The 17,776-nt window shown below is 73.2% G+C and carries 19 protein-coding genes; 7 read left to right on the forward strand and 12 right to left on the reverse strand.

Features of this window, described 5'->3' with window-relative positions; genetic code table 11:
• Positions 1-155 precede the first annotated feature (155 nt).
• From OG295_RS01065 to OG295_RS01075, 3 genes are all read left to right on the forward strand, one after another.
• Entirely contained in the window at positions 156-2,015 is a 1,860-nt protein-coding gene (locus OG295_RS01065; RefSeq protein ID WP_371675047.1) for a M1 family aminopeptidase, read from the forward strand.
• Positions 2,016-2,168: 153 nt separating this feature from the next.
• The gene (locus OG295_RS01070) at positions 2,169-2,882 is read left to right on the forward strand and encodes a hypothetical protein (RefSeq protein ID WP_371675048.1); all 714 of its coding nucleotides are present in this window, start codon (positions 2,169-2,171) and stop codon (positions 2,880-2,882) included.
• A gap of 73 nt (positions 2,883-2,955) precedes the next feature.
• On the forward strand, positions 2,956-3,357 hold the full coding sequence (locus OG295_RS01075) for an SgcJ/EcaC family oxidoreductase (protein WP_371675049.1): 402 nt from the start codon (positions 2,956-2,958) through the stop codon (positions 3,355-3,357).
• On the opposite strand, the gene OG295_RS01080 is transcribed toward OG295_RS01075, so the two are convergent.
• The 7 genes from OG295_RS01080 to OG295_RS01110 form a co-directional block, all read right to left on the reverse strand.
• Positions 3,354-3,875, reverse strand: a complete 522-nt coding sequence (locus OG295_RS01080; RefSeq protein ID WP_371675050.1) for a GNAT family N-acetyltransferase — start codon at positions 3,873-3,875, stop codon at positions 3,354-3,356. The two genes, OG295_RS01075 and OG295_RS01080, sit on opposite strands and share 4 nt — an antisense overlap.
• Before the next feature lie 177 nt (positions 3,876-4,052).
• The gene (locus OG295_RS01085) at positions 4,053-5,507 is read right to left on the reverse strand and encodes a glycoside hydrolase family 16 protein (RefSeq protein ID WP_371675051.1); all 1,455 of its coding nucleotides are present in this window, start codon (positions 5,505-5,507) and stop codon (positions 4,053-4,055) included.
• A 138-nt stretch (positions 5,508-5,645) separates the two neighbouring features.
• The gene (locus OG295_RS01090; protein WP_371675052.1) at positions 5,646-7,046 is read right to left on the reverse strand and encodes a GH1 family beta-glucosidase; all 1,401 of its coding nucleotides are present in this window, start codon (positions 7,044-7,046) and stop codon (positions 5,646-5,648) included.
• 93 nt (positions 7,047-7,139) lie between these two features.
• The gene (locus OG295_RS01095) at positions 7,140-8,042 is read right to left on the reverse strand and encodes a carbohydrate ABC transporter permease (RefSeq protein ID WP_371675053.1); all 903 of its coding nucleotides are present in this window, start codon (positions 8,040-8,042) and stop codon (positions 7,140-7,142) included.
• The gene (locus OG295_RS01100; RefSeq protein ID WP_371675054.1) at positions 8,039-8,986 is read right to left on the reverse strand and encodes a carbohydrate ABC transporter permease; all 948 of its coding nucleotides are present in this window, start codon (positions 8,984-8,986) and stop codon (positions 8,039-8,041) included. The genes OG295_RS01095 and OG295_RS01100 overlap by 4 nt, the downstream gene beginning before the upstream one ends.
• A gap of 50 nt (positions 8,987-9,036) precedes the next feature.
• Positions 9,037-10,386, reverse strand: a complete 1,350-nt coding sequence (locus tag OG295_RS01105; RefSeq protein ID WP_371675055.1) for an ABC transporter substrate-binding protein — start codon at positions 10,384-10,386, stop codon at positions 9,037-9,039.
• Between the two features lie 224 nt (positions 10,387-10,610).
• Positions 10,611-11,654, reverse strand: a complete 1,044-nt coding sequence (locus tag OG295_RS01110) for a LacI family DNA-binding transcriptional regulator (RefSeq protein WP_371675056.1) — start codon at positions 11,652-11,654, stop codon at positions 10,611-10,613.
• Between the two features lie 234 nt (positions 11,655-11,888).
• Between OG295_RS01110 and OG295_RS01115 the strand changes: the two genes are divergently transcribed.
• The gene (locus OG295_RS01115; protein WP_266847404.1) at positions 11,889-12,260 is read left to right on the forward strand and encodes a VOC family protein; all 372 of its coding nucleotides are present in this window, start codon (positions 11,889-11,891) and stop codon (positions 12,258-12,260) included.
• Positions 12,261-12,343: 83 nt separating this feature from the next.
• Here OG295_RS01115 and OG295_RS01120 read toward each other — a convergent pair whose 3' ends face one another.
• Positions 12,344-12,769 (reverse strand): ribonuclease domain-containing protein, encoded by a 426-nt coding sequence (locus OG295_RS01120; protein ID WP_371675057.1) that lies wholly within the window; start codon positions 12,767-12,769, stop codon positions 12,344-12,346.
• Positions 12,770-12,965: 196 nt separating this feature from the next.
• Between OG295_RS01120 and OG295_RS01125 the strand changes: the two genes are divergently transcribed.
• Positions 12,966-13,220: a hypothetical protein gene (locus tag OG295_RS01125; protein WP_371675058.1), complete on the forward strand. Its 255-nt coding sequence runs from the start codon at positions 12,966-12,968 to the stop codon at positions 13,218-13,220.
• 53 nt (positions 13,221-13,273) lie between these two features.
• Here OG295_RS01125 and OG295_RS01130 read toward each other — a convergent pair whose 3' ends face one another.
• Entirely contained in the window at positions 13,274-13,990 is a 717-nt protein-coding gene (locus tag OG295_RS01130) for a hypothetical protein (RefSeq protein WP_371675059.1), read from the reverse strand.
• Positions 13,991-14,104: 114 nt separating this feature from the next.
• The gene (locus tag OG295_RS01135; RefSeq protein WP_356217465.1) at positions 14,105-14,272 is read right to left on the reverse strand and encodes a hypothetical protein; all 168 of its coding nucleotides are present in this window, start codon (positions 14,270-14,272) and stop codon (positions 14,105-14,107) included.
• A gap of 150 nt (positions 14,273-14,422) precedes the next feature.
• Between OG295_RS01135 and OG295_RS01140 the strand changes: the two genes are divergently transcribed.
• Positions 14,423-15,160 (forward strand): ribonuclease H, encoded by a 738-nt coding sequence (locus OG295_RS01140; RefSeq protein ID WP_371675060.1) that lies wholly within the window; start codon positions 14,423-14,425, stop codon positions 15,158-15,160.
• A 192-nt stretch (positions 15,161-15,352) separates the two neighbouring features.
• Positions 15,353-15,901 (forward strand): DUF4232 domain-containing protein, encoded by a 549-nt coding sequence (locus tag OG295_RS01145; protein ID WP_371675061.1) that lies wholly within the window; start codon positions 15,353-15,355, stop codon positions 15,899-15,901.
• A 51-nt stretch (positions 15,902-15,952) separates the two neighbouring features.
• Here OG295_RS01145 and OG295_RS01150 read toward each other — a convergent pair whose 3' ends face one another.
• Together OG295_RS01150 and OG295_RS01155 are read right to left on the reverse strand one after the other, a co-directional pair.
• Complete coding sequence (locus tag OG295_RS01150; protein WP_371675062.1) at positions 15,953-16,564, reverse strand: nucleoside/nucleotide kinase family protein; 612 nt, start codon at positions 16,562-16,564, stop codon at positions 15,953-15,955.
• Positions 16,565-16,613: 49 nt separating this feature from the next.
• Entirely contained in the window at positions 16,614-17,675 is a 1,062-nt protein-coding gene (locus OG295_RS01155) for an NAD(P)-dependent oxidoreductase (protein ID WP_371675063.1), read from the reverse strand.
• Between the last annotated feature and the right edge of the window lie 101 nt (positions 17,676-17,776).

Consider the following 17,776-nt stretch of genomic DNA (forward strand, 5'->3'; position numbering starts at 1 on the left):
GCAGCTGTCGCCCCGACCCGGGCGGCACCGCACCCATCTCACCACCGCGCTCGCGCGAGCGACGCGCACAGCCCCCGGCCGCCCTCCGGCGCACCCTCGCCGTCCGGGCGGTCACCGAGCAGGCCGGGATCCCGGCCGCCTCAAAGGAGTTCCGTGTGAGATCCACCCCCCACAAGGCCCTCGCGACGACCGTGCTGGCCGTCGCCGCGCTGGCCGCCGCCTCGGTCACCGCCACCCCCGCGGCCGCCGCACCGGCCCCCGCCCCACGGGCCGCCGCCTGTACGCCGGCCCAGGTCGTCACCAACGGCGGTTTCGAGAGCGGCACTTCGCCCTGGAGCCAGTCCCAGGCCGGCGTCATCACCAGCCGCGCCGGCCAGAGCGCCCACGGCGGTTCCTCCTTCGCCTGGCTGAACGGCGTCGGCAGCACGCACACCGACACGCTGTCCCAGAGCGTCACGATCCCCTCCGGATGCAGCAGCGCCACCCTCACCTTCTGGCTGCACATCGACACCGCCGAGACCACCACGTCCACGAAGTACGACAAGCTGACGGCGAAGATCGGCAGCACGACGCTCGCGACGTACTCGAACCTGGACAGGAACACCGGCTACGTACAGAAGTCCTTCGACGTGTCGGCGTTCGCCGGCCAGACCGTGAGCGTCGCCTTCACCGGGACCGAGGACTCCAGCCTCCAGACGAGCTTCGTGGTCGACGACGTGGCCCTCGACACCTCCGGCGGCACCACCCCGCCCGGGGACTCCACCCGTACCCCGTCCGCCCCCTCGTACACCGTCAGCCTCAGCAGCAACACCGCGGGAACCGGCTGGACCGGGCACGAGAGCGCCACCTTCACCAACTCCTCCGCCACCGCGCTCAGCGAGGTGTACCTGCGGCTGTGGGACAACTACCACGGCACCTGCTCCGCCATGCCGATCACGGTCACCAACGTCACCGGGGGCACCGCGGGCGCGCTCAGCGTCGGCTGCACGGCCCTCAAGATCGACCTGCCCGCGCCGCTGCCCCAGGGGCAGAGCGCCACGATCGGCTTCGACCTCGGCATCACCGTGCCCAGCGGCGCCGACCGCTTCGGCTACGACGGGGCCTTCAGCATGCTCGGCAACGCCCTGCCGGTGCTCGCGGTCAGGGACGGGGCGGGCTGGCACCTGGACCCGTACACCAACAACGGGGAGTCCTTCTACTCCCTGGCCTCCGACTTCAAGGTGACCCTGGACCACCCGAGCGCCCTGCTCGTACCGGCCACCGGCGCCTCCGTCGACACCCCCGGGACCAGCGGGCGCACGATCACCACCGCCACCGCCACCAAGGTCCGGGACTTCGCCTGGGCGGCCGGTCCGTTCAGCAAGATCTCCGGCACCTCGGCCGGCGGCACCCCGGTCAACATCTACTCCGTCTCGGGCATCAGCTCGTCCGACGCGCAGTCGATGCTCAGCACCGCCAAGTCCGCGGTGGACGCCCACTCGGCCCGCTTCGGGGCGTACCCGTACGGCGAGCTGGACGCGGTGATCGACAACAACTACTGGTTCGGCGGGATGGAATACCCCGGGTTCGTCCTGGACCTGGTCAGCACGACGGCGCTCACCCACGAGATCGCGCACCAGTGGTGGTACGGCATCGTCGGCGACGACGAGTACACCAGCCCCTGGCTGGACGAGGCCTTCACCGACTACGCCACCGACCTGGCGCAGAACAAGACCGGAACCGGCTGCTGGAACAGCGTCTCCTGGGCCTCTTCCGCCGAGAAGATCACCAACAACATGGGCTACTGGGACGCCCACTCCTCCCGGTACTCCACCGTCGTCTACGGCTACGGCAAGTGCGCCCTGCACGATCTGCGGCGCGTCCTCGGTGACACCGCGATGGCCAAGGTCCTCAAGGACTACGCCACTTCGCACTGGTACGGGGTCTCGACCACGGCCGAGTTCAAGGCGGCCGCCCAGGCTGCCACGGCCACGGACCTGACCTCCTTCTGGACCCAGCACCGCATCGACGGCTGACGGTCCGACCCGGTCCGCCGCGGTGGGCGCCCGCTCGGGCGTCACCCGCGACGGACCGGCGGCGGGGGTGCGGGCCGGGTGGGTGGCGGGCCGGTGAACGGCCCGTGTGACCATGGCGCGTCGGCACAACCGCACCTCACGGGGGACCCAGCCATGCGCACGCGCACCACCACCGCCACCACCCGCCTGGCCGCCGCGCTCGCCGCGCTGCTCGTCCTGGCGGGCTGCAGCTCGTCGGGCGAGGAGCCGAACGGGAAGGCCGGTTCCGCCGCATCGGCCCCCGCACCCGCGCAGGGCGGTACGGGCGGGTACGAGGGCCCCCGGCCACAGGACCAGAACCTCCTCGCCTGGACCGGCGACCCCAATGACGCCGGGCACGTCACCGCCCAGTCGGCCGCGGGGGTCGGCGGGCGCGTCACCCTGGTACGGATCGTGCTGCGCGAGCAGATCACGTGGTCCAACATCTGGCTGGGCCTGGCCGGCATCGACCCCAACGCGCAGCTCTCCAACTGCTACCTGGGCGTCTACGACGACAAGGGCGCCCTGCGCTCGGCCACCGCCGACATCTCCCCGCAGCTGATGACGGACGCGATCGCCAAACCGCTGCCCCTGGCCAAGCCGTTCACTGCCGCCCCCGGGACCTACTTCATCGCCCTCCTGCTCAACGGCAACTGGGCCACCAACGCCCTCACCCTGAAGTCCACGGGCGCCGGAATCTCGGTCAACGCCGGCCTGACGCCGCCCAGGCTCCGCTACAGCACCGTCCTGACCGGCCAGACCTCGCTGCCGGCCACCGTGAACCTCGCCGAACAGGGCACGAGCACCATCAACACCGGCTGGGCGAGCCAGTGGTACGCGGTCTCGTAGGCCGCGCGGTCTCCCAGGCCGCGCGGTCCCGACACCCACGGGCCTTGACCTCAAGCGGAGTCGAGGTATCAGAATGATCCGCATGGACACCGAAACCGTAGACATCAAGGCCATCGAACAGGTCGTCGCCGCCGTCGAGCGCACTCAGCGCTCCAAGGACGCCGAGGGGTTCCTCGCGCTCTTCCACCCCGACGCCCTCTGGACCACCGCCCACGGCAAGGTCCTCGTCGGCCGCGACGCGATAGCCGAGTTCACCCGCGCCGTCCTGCCCGACGCGAACTGGGACGGCGAGGTCACCTACGAGGCGGTGCACACGCGGTTCCTGCGGCCCGACGTCGCGGCCGTCAAGGTCCGGCAGGTCTACCACTCGGCCGAGGGCGACACCGAGGGCGCCCCGCTGTACGTCATGACCAAGCAGGAAGACGGGACCTGGCTGCTGCACGCCTGCCAGAACACCGAGGTGCGGGGCGGCTAGCCGGGCGTCCGGACGGTCGTGGTCGTGCCGGTCCAGCCGATCTCGAAGTACGTGACGCGGTCGTCCTCTCCCACGGGTCGCATGCCGGCCGCCGTCATGACGCGGTGGGACGCGATGTTCTCGTGATCGGCGTCGCCCCGCACGCACCTGATGCCGTGGTCCCGTGCACACACGAGCAGCGCGCGGAGGGCTTCGGAGGCGTATCCCCGGCCCCGCGCCGAGGGGATGAGGCCGTAGCCGATCGTGACGCGGCCGTCCTGGTCCGCGGGTCCGTGGAAGCCCGCGCCGCCGATCGCGGCGCCGTCCTCGCGGCGGCGGATCTCATAGTTGCCGAACGGCCGGGGGTCGCCGGTGTCCGCGAGGGTGCGCAAGAGGCGCTCGGCGGCGACGACGTCGCCGTGGGTGGGGTATCCGGGCGCCCATCGGGCGCCGCGGGGCGGTTCGCCCGCCGCCAGCCGCCCGGCCTCGTCGCCGGTCATCGGATGGAGCACGAGCCGCGCCGTCACCAGATCTCCCATGGCAGGAGGACTATCACGCGGAGCGCTCGGCGCGCACGGGAACAGTCAGGCCGGGACGGCGAGAACGCGCCGGAGCGGGCGCGGTGACGGCGGGGCCCGGGTGACGCGGGCCCGGCCGGCCGGGGCGACCCGGCCGACCGGGCCCGCGGTCGGTGGTCAGCGGTCGGTGGTCAGTGGTCAGTGGCCGAATTCGAACCAGTTGACGTTCACGAAGTCGGCCGGCTGACCGCTGGTGAAGGTCAGGTACACGTCGTGGGTGCCGGTGACGCCCGAGATGTTCGCCGGGACGGTCCGCCAGCTCTGCCAGCCACCGGTGCCGGCGACGGCGAAGCTGCCGATCGGGGGGTTGGTGCGGCTGTCCAGGCGCACCTCGACCAGTCCGCTGACCCCGCCCGCCGCACCGCTCGCGACGCGGGCCCGGAACTGGGTCGCGGCCGAGGCGCCGAAGTCGACCCCCCGGTAGCGGGCCCAGTCGCCCTGGGCGGCCGAGCCGACGTCCTGGCCGCCGCCGGTGTCGGTGGTGGTCTCGGCCGTCAGGCCCCCCTGGCCGTCGTACGACTCCGCCTGGATCGCCGCGTAGGCGTCACGGCCGCCGGTCGGCGGTGTGGGAGTCGGTGTGGGGGTGGGGGTGGGGGTGGGGGTGGGGGTGGGGGTCGGGGTGGGGGTCGGGGTGGGCGGGGTGGTGGCGCCCGTGCCGCTCTGCCAGACCGCCACGTAGTCCACCGTCATGGGGTGACCGGGCTCGGTGCCGGCGTCCGGGCCGCCGCCGAAGGCCCCGGGGAACGCCCCGCCCATGGCGACGTTCAGGATGAGGAAGAAGCCGTGGCCGGTCGCCGCGTTCCAGGTGGCGGCGTCCATCCGGTCCGCGCGGACGGTGTGGAAGTTGACGCCGTCGAGGTAGAAGCGGACCTCTTCGGGGCTGGTGCCGCGGTCCCATTCGGCGGCGTAGGTGTGGAAGCCCCCCTGACAGGTGGCCGGTGAGCAGACCTGCTGGCCACCGATGCCTGAGGTCTCGTTGCACGGTCCGCCGGGGCTGGTGCCGCAGTGCATCGTGGCCCACTCGTTGTTGATGCCCTGGACGTTCTCCATGATGTCGATCTCGCCGATGCCGGGCCAGTTCCACCAGTTGCCCCGGTAGGGGGCGCCCAGCATCCAGAAGGCGGGCCAGTAGCCCTTGGCCGCCGCGCCCGTGACGTTCGGCATCTGGACCCCGGCCTCGACGCGCAGCTTGCCGCCGGCGGGCGGCTGGAAGTCGGAGCGCCTCGTCTCGACGCGGCCCGAGGTCCAGTTGCCGGCGCCGTCTCGCCGCGGGGTGATGCGCAGGTTGCCGGCGCCGTCGAGGGAGACGTTGGACGGGTCGGCGGTCATCGTCTCGACCTCGCCCGTGCCGAAGCCGGCCGGGCCGCCCGGGTAGCTCGTCCCGGTCGTGTACTGCCAGTCGGCGCCGTTGACCCCGGATCCCGCGGGACCGTTGAAGTCGTCGCGGAAGACCGAGGTCCAACCGGGCGGGTCGGCGGGTACCGAGGCGTCGGCCGGGATGGCGACGAGCACGGCGGCGGCCGGCAGGAGCAGCGCGGCGACGGCGAGGGCCGCTCGCCTCAGGAGTCCTCGCGGTGGGGGCGTAACTCTCATGGGAACCCTCTCTGGGGGCTGGCCGGGTGGGAGATGAGAGCGCTCTCAAAGAACGGGTGCGCCGCCACTGTGCCCCTCCGCCCCACGCGTGGGCAAGAGGTGAACACGTAAAACCCGAGCACGAACCGAAGCCTTCACTTACTGAACGACGCCGCCGCGCGCGATGACGTCGGCGTACCAGCGGGCGCTGTCCTTCGGTGTCCGCCGCTGGGACGCGAAGTCGACGTGGACGATGCCGAACCGCTTGCCGTAGCCGTGCGCCCACTCGAAGTTGTCCAGCAGCGACCACAGGAAGTACCCGCGCACGTCGGCCCCCCGCCCGATCGCCCGGTGCACCGCGGCCAGGTGGGCCCGCAGGTAGGCGATCCGTTCCGGGTCGCGGACCCGGCCGGCCGGGTCCGCGTAGTCGTGGTACGCCGCCCCGTTCTCGGTGACCAGCAGCGGTACGCCGGGCAGTTCCTCGGCGAGCGCGGTGAGCAGCCCGTAGAGCCCCTCCGCATCGACCGGCCAGTCCATGGCGGTCCGGGGGCCGGGGAGGCTCGGGAAGCGTACGTGCCCTTCGGCCGCGGGCCAGGGCGAGGGCGTCGGGCAGTCGCCCGCCGCGACGACGGTCGGGGCGTAGTAGTTGACGCCTAGGGAGTCGACCGGCGCGGAGGCGGTCCTCAGGTCGCCGTCGCGCACGAAGGACCAGTCGGTGACCGGTGCCGTGTCGCGGACCAGGTCCTGCGGGAGCCGGGCGTGGAAGACGGGGTCGAGGAAGATCCGGTTGCCGAGGGCGTCGATCCTGCGGGCGGCGTCGCGGTCGGCCGCGGAGTCCGTCAGCGGGCGCACCGCGTGCAGGTTGAGGGTCAGGGAGACCTCGGCCGAGGGCGCCGCGGAGGCGCGCAGCGCCTGGACGGCACGCCCGTGGGCGAGGTTGAGGTGGTGGGCGGCGCGCAGGGCGGCGGCCGGGTCGGTGCGGCCCGGGGCGTGCTCCCCGGAGGCGTAGCCCAGGAAGGCGGTGCACCAGGGCTCGTTGAGGGTCGTCCAGGTCGTCACCCGGTCACCGAGGGCCCCGGCGGTGAGGAACGCGTACTCGGCGAAGCGGTCGGCCGTCTCCCGGCGGGGCCAGCCCCCCGCGTCCTCCAGTTCCTGGGGCAGGTCCCAGTGGTAGAGCGTGGCGACCGGGCGGATCCCGGCGTCCAGCAGCGTGTCGGTGAGCCGCCGGTAGAAGTCCAGGCCCCGCGGGGAGGCCGGGCCGCAGCCGGTCGGCTGCACCCGGGGCCAGGAGACGGAGAAGCGGTAGTCGCTCACCCCGAGGCGCTTCATGAGGGCGACGTCCTCGCGCATGCGGTGGTAGTGGTCGGCGGCGACGTCTCCGGTGTCGCCGTTGCGGACCTTGCCGGGGGTGCGGCTGAAGGTGTCCCAGATGGACGGGGTGCGGCCGTCCTCGGTGGCCGCACCCTCGATCTGGTAGGCGGCGGTGGCCGTCCCCCAGCGGAATCCCCGGGGGAATCGCAGGAGCGGCGAGGCGTCGGGGCGTGCGTCGACGGCTGTCATCGGAGGGGAACTCCCGGGGTGTGAGGGCGGACGGGACGGGACTGGGGGGAGGGAACGGGACGGCGGGCGGGTACGGGTGCGGGGTGCGCGGCGTCAGCCCTTGACCGCGCCCTGCATGATGCCGCCGACGATCTGACGGCCGAGGAGGCCGAAGACCAGCAGTACGGGAAGGGTGCCGAGCAGGGTGCCCGCCATGATCACGGACTGGTCGTGGACGTATCCGCCGCCCAGCTGGCGGAGTGCGACCTGCACGGTCGGTTCCTGCGAGGAGAGCGCGACGACGGGCCAGAAGAAGTCGTTCCACGCCGTCATGAAGGTGAGCAGGCCGAGCACGGCCATGCCGGGCCGGGCGATCGGCAGCACGACGGACCGGAAGATGCGGGCGGTGGAGGCGCCGTCGACGCGGGCCGCTTCGATCAGTTCGTCGGGCAGGGACTGGACGAGGACCTGCCGCATGAAGAACACGCCGAAGGCCGATACGAGTCCGGGCAGGACGACGGCCTGCAACTGGTTGACCCAGTGGAGCCGGGCGATCAGCATGAAGAGCGGGATCACCGCGAGCTGCGGCGGGATCATCATGGTGGACACGGTGAGGGTGAGCAGCAACCCCCGCCCGCGGAAGCGCAGTTTGGCGAAGGCGAAGCCGGCGAGGGTGGAGCACAGGACGGTGCCGACGGTGATCGAGCCGGAGACGATCAGGGAGTTGAGCAGGGCCTTGCCGATGTCGGCCTCCTCCAGGACCTGCCGGAGGTTGTGCATCAGGTGCGGGCCGGGCAGCAGCGAGGGCGGGGTCCTCGCGAGGTCGGCGTTGGAGCGGCTGGCGGCGACGATCGTCCAGTAGAACGGGAACGCCGAGACCAGCACGGCCGCGGTGAGGACCGCGTACGTGAGCCGGCCGCCGCGCCGCGGTCCGTCGGCCCGGCCGCGCCGGCGGACGGGGGCGGTGGGGGGCCCGGCGGCCGCGCGGCGCGAGGGCGGGGCGGTGACGGCGGTCATCGGGCGGCCTCCTTGCGGGAACGGCTGCGTACGAGGAGGGCGTTGGCGCCCACCAGTACCAGGATGAGCAGGAACATCACCCAGGCGATCGCGGCGGCGCGGCCCAGGTGGAAGAAGCCCCAGCCCTGTTCGTACAGGTAGAGGCCGAGGGTCTGGTACTGGTGCGAGATGCCGCCCGAGACGGAACCCTCGAAGAGCAGCGGTTCACCGAAGAGCTGGGTGGCGCCGATGGTCGAGACGACGGCGGTGAAGACGATCGTGGGGCGCAGTCCGGGCAGGGTGACGTGGACGAACTGCCGCCAGCCGGAGGCTCCGTCCAGCTCGGCCGCCTCGTAGAGCTCGGCCGGGATGCTCTGCATGCCGGCCAGGTAGATCAGGGCGTTGTAGCCGGTCCAGCGCCACACGACGATCGAGGAGACCGCGAGCTGGGAGGCGACGGTGCCGGTCTGCCAGTCCACCGGGCCGATGCCGGTGAGGCCGAGGAGGTAGTTGACCATGCCGAAGTCGCGGCCGAAGAGCTGGGCGAAGACGAGGGTGGCGGCGGCGACGGAGGTGGCGTACGGGAGCAGGACGGCGGTCCGGAAGAAGGTGCGGGCGCGCAGGCGGCGGTTGAGCAGGTGGGCGAGGCCGAGGGCCATGGCGAGCTGGGGAACGGTGGAGAGGACCCCGATGGTGAAGGTGTTGCGCAGCGCGGTCCAGAAGTAGCTGTCGGAGAAGAGCGCCGCGTAGTTGTCCAGGCCCCTCCACTGCATCGCTCCGGGCGTCTGGAGTTCGACGCGGTAGAGCGAGACGTAGGCGGTGTAGAGGAGCGGGAAGAGGCCGAAGGCGGCGAAGAGGGTGAAGAACGGGGCGACGTAGGCGTACGGGGCCAGGGAGCGCCGGACCCGTCGGGCGGGTGGCGGGCGTCCGGTACCGGTGGTGGTCGATGGGGCGGGGCGGGTCATCGGCGGGCCCTTCGGGGGCGACGGCTGGGGGGCGGGAGGGGCGGCGGCGGTCAGCCGGTGGCGTTCCGTACGCCCTTCCCGGCGGTCTCCCACGCCTTGTCCGGTGCGGTGCCCTTGCGCTCGACCTCGCTCAGCGCGTTCGTGATCTGGTCCGCGATGGTCTTGTCGGCGGCTCCGAGCACCTGGACGGGTGCGGCCTTGGCGGCGTCTCCGAAGATCCGGCCGGTGGGGGCCTGCGAGAAGTAGGGGTCCTTGACGTCGGCGACCTTGGCGATCGCGCCGGTGGAGGAGGGGAAGGAACCCTGCTTCTCGAAGAGGCGGGCCTGCTGTTCGGGGGCGGTGAGCCACTGGATGAGCGCGTAGGCCTCCTTCTTGTGCTTCGCGGCGCGCGGGACCGCGAGGTAGGAGCCGCCCCAGTTCCCGGCGCCGCCCGGCAGCGCGGCGACGTCCCACTTGCCCGCGCCGGCGTCGCCCGCCTGGCCCTTGATGTAGCCGAGCATCCAGGCGGGGCACGGGAGGGTGGCGAAGGAACCGGCGGCGAAGGCCTGGTTCCACGGCGGGGACCACTGGTCGAGCTTGGCGCTCAGTCCGTCCTGGGCGGCGCGCACGGAGGTGTCCCACGCCGTCCTGACGGCCGGGTTGGTCTCGTACACCAGCGCGCCGGAGGCGTCGTAGTAACGTTCCTTCGCCTGTCCGGTCATGACGGCGTAGAGGCTGCCCACGCTGTCCAGCCAGGCACTCTTGTCGGGGGCGTGGTCGCGGTAGCGCCGGCCCAGCTCCAGGTACCCGTCCCAGGTGGACCACTGGGCGGCGAGTTCCTCGCGTCCGGTGGGCAGTCCGGCCTTCTCGAACAGGTCGCGGCGGTAGCACATGGCCTCGGGTCCGACGTCGGTGCCCAGGCCCAGTACCTTGCCGTCCTTGGTGGTGGCCGCCGACCACTTGGCGTCGGCGAAGGAGTTCCGCAGTGCGCCCGCCCCGTAGGCGGTGAGGTCCTCGAACCTGTCCGACTGCTGCTGCGTCACCGCGGCGATCCGGCCGACCTCGATGCCCTGTACGTCGGCGAGGCCTCCCCCGCCCGCGAGCCGGGTCTGCAGGGACTTCCAGTAGTCCTGCTCGTCCTCGGTGTCCGTCTGCTTGACCGTGACCTCCGGATGCAGCTTCTCGTACTCCGCGTAGAGCCCGGCCTCCTTGTAGCCGAACGAGCCGAAGAGGTCGACGGTGACGGTGACCTTGCCCCCGGCGCCCGCGGCGGCGCCCTGCGGTTCCCCACCGGATCCGCAGGCGGCCAGCAGGGCCCCGGCGAGGGCGACCGCGCCGAGGCGGAGGGCGACGCCCCGGGTTCTGGCGGGGGTGGTGCCGGCGGGGATGCCGGCGGTGGTGGCGGCTCGGGCTGTGGGCATGGCTGATCTCCCCTGGGCTTCGGCGTACACGGCTGAGAGCGCTCTCAAGCGCTGCGTCTGGAGAGTGCCCCGCCCGGATCTTCCCGTCAAGACCTGAACGCGTAACGGCTGTGCGGGCAGGCGTGGTTGACGGCCGGAAGGCGGGTCCGGGGAGGCGGCCCGGACGGCGCGCCCGTCCGGGTGCCCGGAGCGGACGCCCGGACCGGGACGCCTTCCGCACCCGGTCAGGCCGAGTCGCGGCGCACCAGCCCGGTCGGGGTGATCAGGGAGGTCGGGGTGAGGATCCCCCCTCGGTCCCGGTCCAGAGCGCCCAGCAGCAGCCGGGCCATCATCCGGCCCATGCCCTCGATGTCCTGGTGGACGGTGGTCAGCGGCGGATCGGCGCACTCGGCCACCGACCGCATGTCGTCGAAGCCGACCAGGGCGACGTCCTGCGGTACGCGCCGGCCCCGCTCCCGCAGGACGCGCAGCGCACCGACCGCCATCTGGTCGCTGGCGGCGAAGACGGCGTCGAGCCGCGGATGCCGCTCCAGCAGGTCCGCCATCGCCCGCGCCCCGCCCTCCACCGTGAAATCGCCTTCGGCCACCATCGGCGGGCAGCCGGGCGGCAGGGCGTCCCGGTAGCCGTCCAGGCGGTCGGTCGCCGAGGTCATGTCGTCGGGGCCGGCGATGTGCGCGATGCGGGTGCGGCCGGTGTCGGTGAGGTGGCGTACGGCCAGCCGCGCCCCGCCCCGGTTGTCGGCGTCGACGTACGTCACCCCGGCGGGTCCGCCCGGGGCCGGGGTCCACGCGGGTCGGCCGCCGTACACGGTGGGCAGCCCGATGCGGGCCGCGATCGCGGGGAGCGGGTCGTCGGTGTGCAGGGAGAAGGCGAGCGCCCCGTCGACGTGGCCGCCGGCCAGGTACCGGGCGATCCGCTCGTAGTCCTCCGGCCCCTCCACCAGCAGGAGTACCAACTGGGTGTCGTGGGCGGTGAGTTCCTTGCTGATACCGCGGACCTGCTGGGAGAAGTAGGGGTCGGAGAAGATGCGGACCTCCGGCTCGGCGATGATCACCGCCACGGCCCCGGTGCGCCGGGTGACGAGGGTCCGGGCCGCCGGGTTGGGTACGTAGCCCAGCTCGGCCACGGCTTCGCGCACCTTGTCCGCGACGAGCTGCCGCACCCCCGCCCCGCCGTTGACCACACGCGAGACCGTCGCCCGGGAAACCCCGGCGCGCGCCGCGACGGCTTCCAGAGTGGGTCGGTGTCCGGTGGGCTGCTCAGGCACGGCGGGCTCCATTCCTGTCGCGGTCGGCAGCAGAGCGGCTGCGTCGGGATCTGCAGGGTATCCGGTGCCCTCCGGCCCGGAGAGCGCTCCCGTGACAACGGTCCGGGCTCGTGCTTTCGGGGGAATCGGTGGCGCGCGCCGGTGCGGAGGCGCCGCACGCGCGCGGCGGGGTCGGCACTCTTGGCAGTCGGCCGTCGGCTGTCGGCCGTCGGGACGCATACGGGAGGACGGCGCGTGTTCAGCGACACCAGGGCATTCAGCGGTTTCGCCGTGGACGACATCCAGCGGGCGAAGGAGTTCTACGGCGAGACCCTCGGCCTGCGGGTGACCGAGGAGCACGGCCTGCTCACCCTCCACATCGCGGGCGGCGCGGAGATCCTCGTCTACCCGAAGGACGACCACGCTCCGGCCGGTTTCACCCTGCTCAACTTCCCCGTCGAGGACATCGACGCGGCCGTCGACGAGCTGACCGGGCGGGGCATCCGCTTCGAGCGGTACCCCGGCTTCGAGCAGGACGAGAAGGGGGTCGTCCGCCAGGGGGGCCCGCTCATCGCCTGGTTCACCGACCCCGCGGGCAACATCCTCTCCGTCCTCCAGCCGTCGTAGCGGGCGCGCCGCACGGACGACGGCCGCCGTACCGCCCCGGTTGGGGGGCGGTACGGCGGCCCGGGTGGGGGAGGAAGCCGGGATCAGCAGGCGAAGTCGACCCGGCGGAACGAGGCGTAGTGGTCGGCGGTGTAGTAGTCCTCCTGCCACTGCTGCCCGGTGATGATCCGGCGGGCGCCGCGCGTGGGCGAGCCGGGGGTGATGACGGTGTACTCGTGGTAGTAGCCCGTGCTGTGACCGGGCAGCAGGCCCTCACGGTTCTGGAAGACGACGCCGTCCTGGGAGTACGGGAACGGTCCGCCCTGGTCTATGAGGTCGAGGGTGTCATGCGCCTGGGAGGGCAGCGCGGAGTAACAGACCCTGCCCACCGCCTTCACCGATACGGAGGAGGCGGAGGTGACTGCGGTGGCGGGGGAAACGGGAGCCGCGGCGGCGACGGGTCCCGCGATGAGGGTGGCGGCGACGGCTGCGGCGCCGGCGAGGGCGACGAGGCGCGGGGGGATTCTCATATCGCCATGATGACGCGCGTAGAGCCGTGGCCGTCAACGCCAACTACGTTGATTTTCTTACCTGTTCACGACAAGGGCATCTACCGGAACGCGGGTGCCCCCGGGCCGTAACCCGTGCGCCACCCGGGGTGCGGTCCGGGGCCCGCACGGCGGCGCCCGGGATGCCCGGGTCACGGGTCTCGGGCAGGCTGGGGCCATGGAGCATGCGCCGATCGTCGTGCACAGGATCGCGCCGTCGGGTGGCCGGCGGGTGACGATCCGGGTCCAGGGCCACGAGACCGCCCTGGGGGTCGCCCACGCGGATTCCGACGTGATCGAGTTCCTGCGGCGGATCGAGGTGCCCGATCCGGACGAGCTGGTCCTCGGCGACGCGCGGGTGATCGAGTGGCAGGGGGACTCCCCGCACCAGTACGAGTCCGAGACCGGGCCGCCGCCTCCCGACCTTCCTTAGGGCGTGAGGATCCTGCACCGACCGCGCGCGCCCGTTGAACCGTTCGCGCCCGGTCAGTGCAGGATGCTCACGGCCCGGGCGATGACGAGGAGGGAGGTGAGCAGGGCCGCGACCGACTGGACGGCCATCAGGAGCTTCGCGCGCGGGGAGAGCGGCATGGTGTCGGTCGGGCTGAAGGCCGTGGAGTTCGTGAGGGACACGTAGAGGTAGTCGAGCAGGGTGGGGACCCAGTCGGAGGCTCCGCTCGCACCGGCGGCGACCTCGCCGACGGCGTCGTCGTTCTCGTCCTGGGAGAACCGGAAGTCCGCCAGCGGCAGCTCCTCGCGCGGGAGTTGGGTGCGGCTGACCGGGCCGCCGCGGTCCAGCTCCCAGAAGGCGAGTCCGAAGGCGATGACGTTGGTGAGCCAGACCTGGAACGCCGCCACCAGTAGGGAGCGCCCGTCGGCGACCTGGGCGTGGAGCAGTTCGTGGACGAGGATGCCCAGTGCCACGAGGTTGCTGGCGACGATGACCAGTACCAGCGCCAGGGACAGGACGCGGAAGGTGCCGGTCTGGCGGGTCAGCCGTCTCGGGTTGATGGCGATGAGCGGGAGCAGGAGCAGTATCTCCAGGGCGGGCACCAGGTACCGCGGGGTGATCAGCAGCTGCTGGGGCAGGACCAGGTACAGGGCCATGGCGGTCAGCGTCGCCAGCACGGCGGGCCACCTCACCTCGCCCCGGCGCTGGTGGCGGGGGTGCAGGGTGTGTGCCTCGGCGCGGGTTCGCGGCATCGGTCCCCGTCCTCCTCGTCACTCGCAGCGGCGCCCCGCGCGGTGCACGGTGCGCCCAGTGTGACGGTCGAGCGGCCGCGCGGCCCGGCACGGCGCGGCCCTCGCGAGGACGGTTCAGTACTGGGTGCGGTGCCGGCCGCCACGGGGCGCGGGGACGGTGGTCAGGCGGGTGCGGGTGCGGCGGACGGAGGGGTTGCGCCTCGCCGGGATGTCGGGGCCGGCGGCGATCAGGGCGATGACCACGACGACCAGACCGATGATGAGAACGGCGAACAGGGACATGTTCCTGCCTTTCGTCGCATTGTGATGACGTGTCACTACTTCGTGTCACCAAATCCACGGGCGGTAAACACGTCGGGTGAGGAAACGCGTGTACGCCCCCTCACCCGTACCGCTGCCGGGGCCGCTCCGCGCGTGGGGCATGATCGGGGCATGTCTGATCGCATCATTGCCGCCTGCGACGGGGCGGCGAAGGGTAATCCCGGGCCGGCCGGATGGGCGTGGGTCGTCGCGGACGCCCAGGGGCGCCCGGAGCGCTGGGAGGCCGGCCCACTGGGCCGGGCCACCAACAACGTCGGCGAACTCACCGCACTGCAGAGACTGTTGGAGGCGCTCGCACCCGGAACCGCCGTCGAGGTGCGGATGGACTCGCAGTACGCCATGAAGGCGGTGACGCAGTGGCTCCCCGCGTGGAAGCGCAACGGGTGGAAGACCGCGGCCGGGAAGCCGGTGGCCAACCGGGAGCTCGTCGAACGCATCGACGGGCTGCTGGGCGAGCGGGACGTGGAATTCCGCTACGTTCCCGCCCACCGCGAGGACGGTGACCACCTCAACGCCATCGCCGACCAGGCGGCCAGCGACGCCGCGGTCACCCAGCAGGCCGCCGGTACCGCCCTCGGCACCGCGGACCTGCCGGTCCCGGCCCCCGCGCGCAGCACCCCGGCCCGCAGTGCCCCGGCGCGCGGCGGATCGGTCCGCCGGGCCCCCTCCGGCGCGGCGAAGGGGGCGGCGGCCTCCCGTACCGGGGGCGGCGCGGCCCGCGGGCGGGCCTCCGTCAAGGCGAAGTTCCCGGGGAGCTGCCCGTGCGGGCAGCCGTACGCCGCCGGGGACACGATCGTCAAGCTGGCCTCGCGCTGGGGCCACCCCGACTGCGCCGGATCGGAGGACTGAGGCGGCGCGGGCCCGGGAGGGCCCCGTCCGCCCGCGGCGCGGCCGTCGTGACGTCCGTACGCCGCCCCGCGGAGGGGCCTCCCGCGGTCCGGGAGCCCCGGCAGATCCCCCGTGGGATAGTGGAACGGGGTCGAACCGACATCGAGCGGGGTGGCCGGATCCTGGCGCCCCCTGTCGGGGGGTGGAGCACGCATGAAGGGCACAAGGAGAAGCGGCGCGGCCAAGGCCCCGCTCGCGTTGCTCGCGACGGGACTGCTCACCGCGGGTCTGCTGGCCGGCACCGGTACGGCGACGGCCGCGGCCAAGGCCGCGCCCGGAGCTCGGGCGCCGGCCGCGGCCTGCACCGGCGCGCAGCTCACGGCCGGCAGCGCGCAACGGGCGGGGTCCAACGGGGTACGGGTGACCGTCACCAACACGGGCTCCACGCCGTGCACGCTGAAGGGCTTCCCGACCGTGGGCCTCGCGGGTCTGGGCTCGCCCGGCAGCAACAAGGGGCTGAGCGTCGTCCGCCAAGGCCAGGCGCGCACCGTGCAGTTGCCGGTGGGCGGCACGGCCACGACCCAGCTGACCTTCACGCCGGTGCTCGGAGAGGCCGACGGCTACTGCGCTTCCGGCGGGAAGCCGATGGTCGCACCCACGATCGTGGTGGGTGTCGCGGGAGGGGGCACCCAGCTGGCGCCGGACGACGGCGGCGACTTCGCCCTGTGCGGCAACAGCGTGCGCGCCACGGCGTTCCGCTGACGTCGCCCGGCCGGGTCCGGAGCCCCGGCCCCTGACCCGGCCCCGGGTGCGTCAGTCCACCACCAGGTCCGCCCGGTGGCGGCCGGCCTCGATCAGCCGGGCGTTGGCCTCGTCCGAACGGGAGACCCACCGGGCCGCATCCGCCTCGCTCCTGCCGTGCAGCACGTGCCGGGCGACGAGGCGGCGCACGCGCAGGCCGTCGTCGGGAGCCAGGTACCAGGTCTCGTCCAGCAGGGGGCGCAGCCCCGCCCACTCCCCCGCCTCGTACAGCAGGTAGTTGCCCTCGGTGATCACCAGCGGTACCCCGGGAGGCACCGCGATGCTGCCGGCGACGGGTTCCTCCAGGGCGCGGTCGAAGGCCGGGGCGTAGACCACCTCTGGGGCCGCCGCGCGCAGCCGGCCGAGCAGGGCCCGGTATCCGGCCGCGTCGAAGGTGTCCGGCGCCCCCTTGCGGTCCGCGCGCCCCAGCCGGACCAGCTCGGCCTGGGCGAGGTGGTACCCGTCCATCGGTACGACGACGGCCCGTTCGGGGCCCAGCGCCCGCGCGAGCCCCTCGGCCAGGGTCGACTTGCCCGCTCCCGGCGGTCCCGCGATGCCGAGGATCCGCCGTCCGCCCGCGGCCGCCAGGGCCCGGGCACGGTCTTCCAGTTCCGCCCACTCCATCCGCGTATCGTGCCACCGCGGCGAGCCTCCGCGTCACACGGTCACACGGTCACGCGCTCACCACGGGAACGCCGTCCGGGCGGTCGCCGAGGAGGGCAGCGACGTGGTCCGCGCAGCGCAGGGCCGCGGTGCTCACGGCGCTCCGGGTCATCCCGGCGACGTGCGGGGTCAGCAGGGCGTTCGACAGGCCGGCCAGCGGGGACTCGAAGGCCGCGTGCTCGTGGGCGAAGGTGTCCACCGCGGCGGCCGCCAGGGGATGTCCGGGGTCGCGCAGGGCGTCGGCCAGGGCCTGTTCGTCCACGATCCCGCCGCGGGCGGTGTTCAGCAGGATCGAGCCGGGGCGCATGAGCGCCAGCTCCGCCCGCCCGATCATCCCCCGGGTGGCCGCCGTGAGCGGCAGGTGCAGGGAGACCACGTCACTGGTCGTGAGGAGGGCCGTGAGCGAGCGGACCGGGCGTGCCGGTGCCCCGGCCCGGTCCTGCCGGGACAGGCCCTGGACGTCCATGCCCAGGGCGGCCGCCCGCCCGGCCAGCGCCGAGCCGATGCGGCCCAGGCCGACGATGCCCAGGGTCAGCTCCGACAGCTGCACGGCCGGAGCCGCCGGGGCCCGCCAGACACCCCGGTGCGCGGTCGCGTTGTGGGCCGGCAGGTCGCGGGTCAGGGCGAGGAGCTGGGCCAGGGCGAATTCGGCGACGGCGCCCGCGTTGGAGCCGGGGGTGTGGGTGACCGTGACGCCGTGACGGGCGGCGGCGGGCAGGTCGACGTGGTCGGTGCCCGCCCCGGCCCGCCCGATCACGCGCAGCGGGCGGACGAGCGCGGGATCGGTGGCCGCGGCGAGGAACCCGGCGCGCAGGGGCACGCCGGCACGGGACTTGAGCGCGTCGTAGCCCTCTCCGCCGCGGACGGTCGCGGCGGTCAGGGCGGACTCGTCGAAGGCGTCGAAGTCGGTGAACTCCACCCGGTCGCCCCAGACGTCCCGGGTCCCGGTGTGGTCGGTGACCCTGCGGAGGTTCAGCGTGATCGCCAGCCCGTGGCCGAGCAGGCGGTCGAGCTCTCGCGCCATCAGGTCCCCGGGAGCCGCGTCGAGCAGCAGGATCCGAGCCTTGTCCATGTGCGTTCCCCCCTTCCCCGTGCGCACACCCTACGACGGCCGCTCGCCGTGGGCGGGAGCGGCCGTCGGCCGTACGGGCTCGGGCTCCGCCCCGACGGCAC

The sequence above is a fragment of the Streptomyces sp. NBC_01276 genome (genome assembly GCF_041435355.1).
GTDB lineage: Bacteria > Actinomycetota > Actinomycetes > Streptomycetales > Streptomycetaceae > Streptomyces.

Excerpts from the sequence above, each read along its gene's own strand:
- OG295_RS01070 (WP_371675048.1), top strand. The coding sequence starts at position 2,169 with ATGCGCACGCGCACCACCACCGCCACCACCCGCCTGGCCGCCGCGCTC.
- OG295_RS01080 (WP_371675050.1), bottom strand. The coding sequence starts at position 3,875 with ATGGGAGATCTGGTGACGGCGCGGCTCGTGCTCCATCCGATGACCGGC.
- OG295_RS01135 (WP_356217465.1), bottom strand. The coding sequence starts at position 14,272 with ATGTCCCTGTTCGCCGTTCTCATCATCGGTCTGGTCGTCGTGGTCATC.
- OG295_RS01150 (WP_371675062.1), bottom strand. The coding sequence starts at position 16,564 with ATGGAGTGGGCGGAACTGGAAGACCGTGCCCGGGCCCTGGCGGCCGCG.
- OG295_RS01105 (WP_371675055.1), bottom strand. The coding sequence starts at position 10,386 with ATGCCCACAGCCCGAGCCGCCACCACCGCCGGCATCCCCGCCGGCACC.
- OG295_RS01100 (WP_371675054.1), bottom strand. The coding sequence starts at position 8,986 with ATGACCCGCCCCGCCCCATCGACCACCACCGGTACCGGACGCCCGCCA.
- OG295_RS01095 (WP_371675053.1), bottom strand. The coding sequence starts at position 8,042 with ATGACCGCCGTCACCGCCCCGCCCTCGCGCCGCGCGGCCGCCGGGCCC.
- OG295_RS01145 (WP_371675061.1), top strand. The coding sequence starts at position 15,353 with ATGAAGGGCACAAGGAGAAGCGGCGCGGCCAAGGCCCCGCTCGCGTTG.
- OG295_RS01120 (WP_371675057.1), bottom strand. The coding sequence starts at position 12,769 with ATGAGAATCCCCCCGCGCCTCGTCGCCCTCGCCGGCGCCGCAGCCGTC.
- OG295_RS01140 (WP_371675060.1), top strand. The coding sequence starts at position 14,423 with ATGTCTGATCGCATCATTGCCGCCTGCGACGGGGCGGCGAAGGGTAAT.
- OG295_RS01085 (WP_371675051.1), bottom strand. The coding sequence starts at position 5,507 with ATGAGAGTTACGCCCCCACCGCGAGGACTCCTGAGGCGAGCGGCCCTC.
- OG295_RS01090 (WP_371675052.1), bottom strand. The coding sequence starts at position 7,046 with ATGACAGCCGTCGACGCACGCCCCGACGCCTCGCCGCTCCTGCGATTC.
- OG295_RS01075 (WP_371675049.1), top strand. The coding sequence starts at position 2,956 with ATGATCCGCATGGACACCGAAACCGTAGACATCAAGGCCATCGAACAG.
- OG295_RS01130 (WP_371675059.1), bottom strand. The coding sequence starts at position 13,990 with ATGCCGCGAACCCGCGCCGAGGCACACACCCTGCACCCCCGCCACCAG.
- OG295_RS01155 (WP_371675063.1), bottom strand. The coding sequence starts at position 17,675 with ATGGACAAGGCTCGGATCCTGCTGCTCGACGCGGCTCCCGGGGACCTG.
- OG295_RS01125 (WP_371675058.1), top strand. The coding sequence starts at position 12,966 with ATGGAGCATGCGCCGATCGTCGTGCACAGGATCGCGCCGTCGGGTGGC.